Here is an 8,905-nt window from a genome sequence, read left to right on the forward strand (position 1 = left end):
CGAAGCGCTGCTCTTACTGAGTGGCGCCAACTATTGAGCGCATAGGTTCAGGCTGCGCCAGAAATCCGATGCGAGTTCTCATTTGTCTGACAGCACCCTTTGGATGCATCAAACTCCGCTTTTCCCTTCCTAGACCAGTGTTTGCAGAGTTGTTGCAAATATCGGCTTGCAGAGGGGGTTTGCGCGCGTCCAGCGGCTTGTGATTTTGGGTGATGGTTCATTAAGTTTCCTAGTATTTAAATAGTCTGCAAGTTTCTGTGCGCCTCGGATACGTGGTGATTTAAGCGTCTGCTTTGACAACAACTTGATCAATGACGCCAAACAGCGGTTGGCCATCTCGGGTTTTGCATTCCATGCGCACACGGTCGCCAAACGACATGTAAGGCGTTTTAACTTCACCATTGTCCATCATCTCAATGCCACGGCGTTCGGATATGCAGGTCGATCCGATTTCACGGAAGGTTTCGTTTGAAACTGTTCCAGAGCCGATGATCGTTCCAGCTACCAAATTGCGAGTTTGGGCCGCATGGGCGACCAGTTGGTCAAAGCCGTAGGACATTGCGTAGCCTTCGGGCGCTCCGAACCGGGTGCCGTTTAGGTCGACGACCAACGGTAAATCTACGCGTGCGTCGCGCCATGCTTCATCCAATTCATCTGGGGTGATCGCAACTGGAGCCATCGAACAAGCGGGTTTTGCATGGATCCAGCCAAAGCCTGTCTTCATTTCAATTGGAGCCAGCGTGCGCAAAGACCAGTCGTTGATTTGAACCACGAGGCGGATGTGTTTTGCTGCGGTAGCTGCGTCTGCCGCCATCGGGACCGCGTCGCAGATGACGCCGAATTCGCCCTCAAAGTCTATACCGTCTTCTTTTGTTGGTAACGGCACATCGTCGGTACCACTGAAGAACGTGTCAGACATCCCTTGATACATCAAAGGGCGACCCCGTGGGTTAGGAGGCAGATTGAAAAGGGTCTGCATCAGATCGCCATGGCTGTCGTAGGCCGAACCGTCGAGCCACTGCCAAGCGCGCGGCATGGGCGCACGCGCTTGAGATGGATCAAAGGCAGAGCCTCCACCTGTGTTCAGTTCTGCATACTCGGTTTCCAGAGCCGGAGCGTATTTGTCCCAGTCTTCCATCAACTCTTGCAGAGTTTGAACCGCTTTGGTGGAGGCACACCGCGCGTTGCCTTTGCTAACGAGATGCAACCTTCCATCAGGTTTTCCGTTGGGCAATGTTGCAAATCTCATGACGTTTCCTGTTTTACAATGCGTTTTATATCAGCATAGCTGGGTCAGAGTTGATCTGACCCAGATTGTGAAAGTGCCATCATAGGCATACGAGAGCAGGCAGCTGGTACAGCGTAAAGCTTGTAGCTCACGATAAGCGCCCACCAAGGGTTTCGGCGAACCAATCGGCGATAAATTCTCGCCCAAAGCTCATGTTGTCGGCGCCAACGTGTTCAACACCGCCCTCGCGGTCGGTGAAGATCTTAAGCTCGCGCCGCGGCGAGTTCACCAATTGGTCATAGCTTTGATGCGCGTAGTCCAGTGAAATCTGACGGTCGTTAGAGCCGTGTGTGACAAGAAATGGAACCTTGATCTTCTCCATCTGACCATTCAGGTGCATGCCCTCGGCCTTTTCAAAGAAGTCATTCGAATTTTCGGCACCGAACACCCATTCAACGTGTTTCCAGTAATGTGGAACTGGGTTTTCGCCTTCGCGCTTCAAGCGCCTTTGCTGAACTTCGGCCCAATTGTGGTTGGCACCCCAAACCGCACCGGACGCAAAGCGTGGTTCGTTGGCACAAACGCGCGGAGCATAGTAGCCACCAAGCGAAATGCCTGTGATGCCGATGCGATGAGAATCCACATCGTCACGCGCGGCAAGATAATCGTAAATTGGTGTTCCCCATAGTTCGCTATCAGAATGGGCATGGAACCCAAGTTTACGCAGAGATTCTCCGGTTCCGGGTTGATCGACACAAAGTGTTGAAATACCTCTTTTAGCCAAGGCGTGTGGCAAACGTGACCAATAGAGTAACTCTTTGCAGCTATCCAAACCGTTCAAATAAACGACCGTTGGGGCAGGGCCAACGGCCCGCTGAGCCCTTGTATATAATGCTGGCAGCATCTTGCTGGCATAAGGAATTTCTACCCGTTCGACGTTGTCTTTCGAAAAAGAGGTTCCTTTAGAGAATGCGGACAACGCCTTATCGAAGGTTTCCATGCGCCCCGGGTGGCCGTGGCCCTGCATCCGTTCAGCTGTCAGATAATACAACGCGGCTCGTTGCAGTTTAGGTCCAGCTGACAATAGCCGTCCATTATTTTCGTCGTCTCCGGCCAGTTCGACAAGCTTGTCGGCAACTTTCATCCATTCCTTTAAAAAATCTCCTGTGCCAGCGTCTTCGCCTGTATCAGCTTTTTCTTTAAGGGGCTGGCACATATCCATGATTTCGCCAAGCTCAGCTCCACTGGCCATAGCGATAGATACCGATAGGTTCCAAACATAGTTTGGAAAATAGTCAAACATAGCCATTTGAAATGGTCTCCGGTTAGATTGGTTCAGCGACCAGTTTCAAGGTCTGTGCAGTCAACGCGCCAACATCGACTGGTTCGATTTTGCCCATCTGTGCGTCACCAATTTTGATCGACGTCACCGCAACTTGCTCGACACGGTGCCAGCGGCGTGCTTTGTAGGCCTTAAATGCTGTTTCCAAGTCGTCTGAGCCTTCGATCTCATCGGCCAAAACCAATGCATCCTCGATTGCCATACCGGCACCCTGACCTTGGTGAGGCGTTGCCGCGTGCAGGGCGTCGCCCAATAAGACGACACGACCCTTGTGCCACTCGCCTTCGATAAGAATGACCTCCATCGGGCGTCCGACAACACCTTTGTCATCCGTGATCTGGTCGACGTAATTTTTGATTTGGGGGGGCGCCAAATGCCCTATGCGTTCGCGCATCATTGCAGCGGCTCCCTCAACCTCAACTTTTAGGCCTTCTTCCTCGGCGGTGACCAGGAACATGTACATCAAATCTTCGCTCATCGGCACAAGACCCGCGTTGCAAGGGCCTGCAAAAACGTGAATTCCGTCCAGATCAGCCGGACGGGGCAGATTATAGCGCCATACCCACTGCCCGGTGTACCTAGGCTTTGGTGCATCAGGAAAGATCATCCCGCGGGTTTGCGAGAATAGGCCATCTGCGCCAACGACCACGTCATAACGTCCTGACGAACCATCAGAGAAGGTCACATCAACGCCCAAACCATCGTCGTTCATTGTTTCAACGGCAAGACCCAAGCGGATTTCTACGCCGACTTCTTTTGCTTTGTCTGCAAGGACTGTTTGCAGATCGGTGCGGCGAATACCGACATTCGATGGATATTGCGGGCCAGCAAGGCGCGGAGTATCGAACTCGGCAACTTTATGACCGGCTGGACCTGCAAAAATCGTGGTCCTATCAAAACCAAATGACTTGGCTATGAAAGCGTCAAGCGCTCCGATTTGGTCCATTGCGCGCACAACATTCAGCTGTTGGATGATCCCAACGCCATAGACGGTCCAAGACGCGTCACGCTCGATGATTTCGACTGGGATATCTTTGCGGCGCATCGCAATACCTGCGGTCAAACCGCCGATCCCACCACCAATAATGAGTGTTTTGCCAATGTCCATTAGTAAATTCCTCCCAACTTGGGGAAACTCTATGTCGATCTAGTGTATTTTAAAAATTGAAAGGTACAATGAGTATTATCGAGCACGTGAATGCTTTGGAAGGCTTTGACCTGCCCCCTGAACCAAGTTGCGCAGCCAAATAATTCCGGGGTCGCTGTCCCGATATGTGTGCCATTGCATCATTTGACGCAGTCTGGACGCTTTGCTAGGCAACGGGTGAATTGTCAGCTCTGCCTGACTAATCATAGATTCTGCCAAACGTCTATGAACTGTTGCCAATAGATTGGTGCCGCTGACGAGGTGGGGAATTGTCGAGAATGAAAAAGTAGTCACTTGGATGTTCCGCGCTAAACCCGCTTCGCTCAAAACGCGGTTGTCGACTGTTTGTGCCTGTTGCGGTGGAATCATGGCAATGTGCCCGGCTGACTCATAAGTGGAATTGTCTAAAGTGGTCTCCCCGTATGTACCATATTTCCAGGCTACAACCACATACTCGTCTTCAAACAACTGAGTATATGGATGATCGTGCGATACGAAATCCTCGGGGGAAATCAAAATGTCTATTTCACCTTGCTCAAGCTGCAGATAGGGCGTGGTTGTCTGTGCCTTTAGATTGAAACCCACTTTTGCGTTTTGCTCTTTCGCCAAGCGTAAGATGGAAGGCATCAAAATTCGCAAGCTGTAGTCTGATAAAAGCAAGTTGAATGTCCGATCAGTTGTCGTGGGGTCAAATGCAGGTGCGATGTCAATTGCCGCTTCGGTGCGCACTAAAATATCGCGAATGGCGGGGCGAAGTGAATCCGCCCGTGGCGTTAGCTCCATTTTTCGACCCACTTGCACGAGCAACGGATCATCAAAATAAGTCCGAAGTCGCGTTAGTGCGTTGGACATCGCAGACTGGCTCATGAACATTTTGTCTGCGGCAGCGGTGACAGAACGAAGTTCCAGCATGTGATCTAGAGCGACAAGCAAATTGAGGTCCAGTTTTTTGAAGCGCACGAGTCATCTCCTAGGATTAGTGTATTTGCAATATAAATGCATAGCATCCAAAATTACAATTTTTGAAATGCATGTAGCTTCATTAGCGTCATATCTGTTAAATTGAGGAGAGCCGGATGCAAATTATTGGTCCAGACGAACTGGTATTTGGTGTTGATAATGTCGAAGCGTGTCGAGAATTCCTGTTATCCTTTGGATTGACGGAAACTGAAACGGGCTTGTTTGAAGCCCTTGATAAAACCGGGCTAAGGATTTGCGCCGAGGACGACCCAAGCTTACCAGCACCACTACCGACAAGCACAAAACTTCGCCAAACGGTTTGGGGCGTTGCGGATCAAGTGACGTTGGATCAAATCGAAGCGGAGTTGTCCAAGGACCGTGACGTTCACAAGGCGGAAGATGGAACACTATTTTGCAAAGATGATCTGGATTTCGAAATTGCCTTTCGAGTCACCCGTCGCATTAAACTGTCTCTCCCAGCCGAGATGATCAATTCCCCCGGAGCGAAACCTGGCCGTGGGCCGAACGAGTTGGGTTCGAACGAAGATGCAGAAGCCAAACCCCGCACGCTTAGCCATATTGTCTATTTTGTGCCGGATATGGAGAAATGTTCAAAGTTCTATACCGAACGGTTAGGATTTGTTGTGACAGACAAGTTCACAAATACGGGTCCGTTCCTGCGACCTCAGGGCAATGACGACCACCATGTTTTTTTCATGATCCAGACCCCGCCATATATGCAGGGTATTGAGCATTTGGCTTTCCATATGAAAGGGCCAACTGAGTTGATGCTTGCGGGTAGCCGAATGGTAAAAAAAGGTTTTGAAAGCTTCTGGGGTCCGGGCCGCCACAAGTTTGGGTCAAACTGGTTCTGGTATTTTTCATCACCAATGGGTGTAAACTGTGAATTTGACGCTGATATGGACAAACACGATGGCGACTGGATCAACCGCGAGACTGAACTATCAGCTGAGAATTCGCAGATGTTTCTATTTGAAAACGTCGAAAAATGGGCGCCGGGTGGTCCACCTCAGGTTAAAAAGTGAGCGTTCAACAAACACTTTGTCGGTTGGACGAGATTGAGGATGGCGGTTCAAAGGGGCTTTGGCCCGACATGCGTGGCCGTGCGTTGGTTTTTGCGGTACGCCAGGGCGATCGTGTGCGAGCCTTTATTAATGTCTGTCCGCACTACGGAAGGACGAGGCTGGGCTGGAAAAAGGACGAGTTTCTGAACGCAGGTGGAGACAAGATAATCTGTTCCGCGCACGGTGCTTTGTTCGAAGTGGACGATGGAAAATGTACTTTAGGGCCTTGCTTGGGACAGAGTTTGGAAAAGCTGGCGACGATAGTTCAGGGTGGAAATGTGGTCGCAAACTTGGCGGACTTGCCAGATCGGCGCCCTGAGATCCGGAGTTAAGCATAAACATAAACGCATTTCTGGGAGAAAACATGTCTCGTAAAATCATAGATCTTTCGGTCTCTTTAACCGATCAGGTGGTCTCGGACCCACCCGGTCTGGGCCCCAAAATCACCTATGTCGATCACAAAGCCGGTGCCGCAGAATTTTCGCAGTTTTTTGGCCTGCCAGAAGGCGTGCTGCGCGATGATGCAGGCGCGGCGGTCGAGCGTTGTGAGATCACAACCCACAATGGGACGCATATGGATGCGCCGTGGCACTATCACCCGACAATGAACGGTGGCGAGCGGGCGATTACCATCGACGAAGTGCCTTTGGATTGGTGCTTTGGTCGTGGCGTAAAGCTGGATTTCAGAGACAAACCAAACGGCCATACAATCAGCGCTGCGGAAGTTGAAGCTGAATTATCGCGTATTGGGCACGAAATTCAGGCGGGTGATATTGTACTTGTGAATACAGCTGCAGGTGCCCGATATGGCAAGCCTGATTATGTTGGAAAGGGGTGCGGCATGGGACGCGAGGCAACGCTTTACCTTACCAAACGGGGCATGCGTGTTTGTGGCACAGATGCCTGGAGTTGGGATCCACCCTTGGCAACCCAGGTCGATCGCGCTCGTAAAACCGGCGATTGGTCGATCTTTTGGGAGGGTCACAAAGCCGGAGCCGATTCTGTCTATTGTCACATGGAAAAGCTAGCCAATCTGGATCAGTTGCCTGGTACCGGTTTTGAAGTGATCGCGCTTCCGGTTAAAGTCGCGAAGGGTTCAGCAGGCTGGTGCCGCCCCGTAGCACTTTTATAAAAAAGTGCAGTCGCTTAAGGGATCATGTCATGAAAAAACAATCAGAAGAATTGACAACGCCAGAGATTTGGGCACGGAAATTCACCGGCGCCATTTCCATGGTTGCGATTGCGGGTATTTTGGCTGGAGCCATTGTAATCGTAATTGACGTTCTTGGCCGATGGCTTTTCGGCAGTGCCGTTTATGCGCTCAATGAAATCATGTCTCTGACATTTGCGGTCGCTGTGGCAGCAACCATGCCAGCTGGTGCAGCGCATCGAGTCAATCTGAGGCTTGATCTCTTTGCTCAATTGACTAGCCCGCGCCTGTCGGGTTGGCTCAACGTGGTTGCATCTGTAATGTTGTTGCTATTTTATGGTGTGTTGGCTTGGAGCCTGTACGGAATTGCCAGCAAATACGGGACGCAAGGAAGGGCAACCGCGCTTCTAGTGTTGCCGCTTACTCCGATCTATTACGCTATTGCTACTTCGATGGCGGCGGCTGCGATTGTTCAGATTGTCAGTATTAATGGTGATATTCAAAGAACGCTTCGGGAAACATCCAAGGATAAATCCCATCCAATTGTGCTAGTCTTGGTAGCAATCTTGGCTTTCGCGGTTTTGACCATCAGTTATTTTGCAATCTTTGATCCGGACCTACTGATGGACTTTGTTCAGATGCACCCGGGCGTCACGGTCCTTATCGGATTTGTAATGCTCTGGTTGGGTGTATTTGCTCAAATCCCTTTGGCAACAGTAACCGCAGGTATCGGGATTATGGGAACTTTTGGGGTAATTGGTTTCGATGCGTCTGTTAACACCTTTTCCGGTGACGCGGCGTCGTTCTTGAGAAATGACCAAGTCGCGACTTTGCCCTTGTTCCTAATCATGGGGGCGTTCGCTGTTGTGGCGGGTGTTTCGTCTGATTTGTTCCGCCTTGGACACGTTTTGCTTGGGCGTTTTCGCGGTGGATTAGCTTATGCGACGATCGCGGGCTGCGCTGGATTTGGCGCTGTGTCAGGCAATTCAATCGTCACCTCGGCAACCTTTGGTAGAATGGCATTGCCAGAAATGAAAAAGCTGGGCTACGCCCCGACACTTTCAACGGCAACTGTCGCCGCAGGCGGTACCCTCGGTGCGCTTGTACCACCATCGGGTGTGATTATTCTGTTTGCTTTGCTCACCGAAGAGTCGATCGGCAAACTTTTCATTGCCGCAATGATCCCTGCCGTCTTGGCTATTGTGCTATACTTTTCCGCGGTCTTCATAACCGTTGCCATGAATCGGGAGGCCGCGCCTACTGCCGAAAAAGCTTCGCTGACAGAAATACGAGATGCTCTCCTTGGGGCGGGACCTGTGGTAGCACTGTTTGGTATTGTGATCGGCGGATTGTATTCGGGAATATTCACTGTCACGGAAAGTGCGGCTGTTGGCGCAGCCTGTGCTTTCTTGCTGGCATTTGTACGCGGTCGCCTGACCCGCGAGTCCATCCTGAATGTTTTCTCTGAAACTACGGGAACTGTTGCTATGATCTATGCATTGATCTTTGGCGGCTTAATGTTCGGTTTCTTTGTGAACCTTGGGGGCGCGCCCGATATGGTCGGGGCTTGGATCTCGAGTCTTGATGCAAAGCCTATCGTTGTCTTGCTTGTTCTGATCATCATTTACTTACTGCTAGGATCTGTAATGGACAGCTTTGGCGTTATGATTATCACCCTACCGGTTGTCACACCGATCGTTCTGGATCTGGGTTACGACATGGTTTTTTGGGGTATCTTGATGCTGGTAGTGGTGGAAATTGGCATGATTACGCCTCCGTTTGGGATGAACCTATTTATCCTTAAGAACATCGATCCAACTGTGCGTCTGACGACTGTAATGCGTGGGGTTCTACCATTTGTAACCGCAGATTTGGTCAAAATCATCCTGCTCGTAGCATTTCCGGCGCTTTCGCTCTGGCTGCCGTCAACGATGGGTTAGAGATCAAATAAAAAAACCATCCGCAAAATTTTGCGGATGGGACACACATAAAA

At 50.8% G+C, this 8,905-nt stretch carries 8 protein-coding genes; 3 read left to right on the plus strand and 5 right to left on the minus strand.

The features are described from left to right. Nucleotides 1–47 precede the first annotated feature (47 nt). From ABF287_RS06740 to ABF287_RS06760, 5 genes are all read right to left on the minus strand, one after another. Entirely contained in the window at nucleotides 48–221 is a 174-nt protein-coding gene (locus ABF287_RS06740) for a DUF2218 domain-containing protein (protein WP_347184246.1), read from the minus strand. A 59-nt stretch (nucleotides 222–280) separates the two neighbouring features. Further along, nucleotides 281–1,249 carry a fumarylacetoacetate hydrolase family protein gene (locus ABF287_RS06745; RefSeq protein ID WP_347184247.1) on the minus strand — a complete coding sequence of 323 codons (969 nt, stop codon included), beginning with the start codon at nucleotides 1,247–1,249 and terminating at the stop codon, nucleotides 281–283. A gap of 127 nt (nucleotides 1,250–1,376) precedes the next feature. Continuing rightward, nucleotides 1,377–2,537 carry an alpha/beta fold hydrolase gene (locus ABF287_RS06750; protein ID WP_347184248.1) on the minus strand — a complete coding sequence of 387 codons (1,161 nt, stop codon included), beginning with the start codon at nucleotides 2,535–2,537 and terminating at the stop codon, nucleotides 1,377–1,379. A 16-nt stretch (nucleotides 2,538–2,553) separates the two neighbouring features. Further along, nucleotides 2,554–3,678, minus strand: a complete 1,125-nt coding sequence (locus ABF287_RS06755; protein ID WP_347184249.1) for an FAD-dependent monooxygenase — start codon at nucleotides 3,676–3,678, stop codon at nucleotides 2,554–2,556. Between the two features lie 75 nt (nucleotides 3,679–3,753). Continuing rightward, the gene (locus ABF287_RS06760) at nucleotides 3,754–4,677 is read right to left on the minus strand and encodes a LysR family transcriptional regulator (RefSeq protein WP_347184250.1); all 924 of its coding nucleotides are present in this window, start codon (nucleotides 4,675–4,677) and stop codon (nucleotides 3,754–3,756) included. Nucleotides 4,678–4,793: 116 nt separating this feature from the next. Between ABF287_RS06760 and ABF287_RS06765 the strand changes: the two genes are divergently transcribed. From ABF287_RS06765 to ABF287_RS06775, 3 genes are all read left to right on the plus strand, one after another. Continuing rightward, on the plus strand, nucleotides 4,794–5,723 hold the full coding sequence (locus ABF287_RS06765) for a VOC family protein (RefSeq protein ID WP_347184251.1): 930 nt from the start codon (nucleotides 4,794–4,796) through the stop codon (nucleotides 5,721–5,723). Between the two features lie 403 nt (nucleotides 5,724–6,126). After that, nucleotides 6,127–6,894: a cyclase family protein gene (locus tag ABF287_RS06770; RefSeq protein ID WP_347184252.1), complete on the plus strand. Its 768-nt coding sequence runs from the start codon at nucleotides 6,127–6,129 to the stop codon at nucleotides 6,892–6,894. Nucleotides 6,895–6,923: 29 nt separating this feature from the next. Beyond that, nucleotides 6,924–8,852: a TRAP transporter large permease subunit gene (locus tag ABF287_RS06775; protein ID WP_347184253.1), complete on the plus strand. Its 1,929-nt coding sequence runs from the start codon at nucleotides 6,924–6,926 to the stop codon at nucleotides 8,850–8,852. The last annotated feature ends 53 nt before the right edge of the window (nucleotides 8,853–8,905 follow it).

The organism is Pacificibacter sp. (assembly GCF_039769035.1).
GTDB lineage: Bacteria > Pseudomonadota > Alphaproteobacteria > Rhodobacterales > Rhodobacteraceae > Celeribacter.

Coding starts and splice junctions, on each gene's coding strand:
- ABF287_RS06740 (WP_347184246.1), bottom strand. CDS start 221: ATGAACCATCACCCAAAATCACAAGCCGCTGGACGCGCGCAAACCCCC.
- ABF287_RS06745 (WP_347184247.1), bottom strand. CDS start 1,249: ATGAGATTTGCAACATTGCCCAACGGAAAACCTGATGGAAGGTTGCAT.
- ABF287_RS06750 (WP_347184248.1), bottom strand. CDS start 2,537: ATGGCTATGTTTGACTATTTTCCAAACTATGTTTGGAACCTATCGGTA.
- ABF287_RS06755 (WP_347184249.1), bottom strand. CDS start 3,678: ATGGACATTGGCAAAACACTCATTATTGGTGGTGGGATCGGCGGTTTG.
- ABF287_RS06765 (WP_347184251.1), top strand. CDS start 4,794: ATGCAAATTATTGGTCCAGACGAACTGGTATTTGGTGTTGATAATGTC.
- ABF287_RS06770 (WP_347184252.1), top strand. CDS start 6,127: ATGTCTCGTAAAATCATAGATCTTTCGGTCTCTTTAACCGATCAGGTG.
- ABF287_RS06775 (WP_347184253.1), top strand. CDS start 6,924: ATGAAAAAACAATCAGAAGAATTGACAACGCCAGAGATTTGGGCACGG.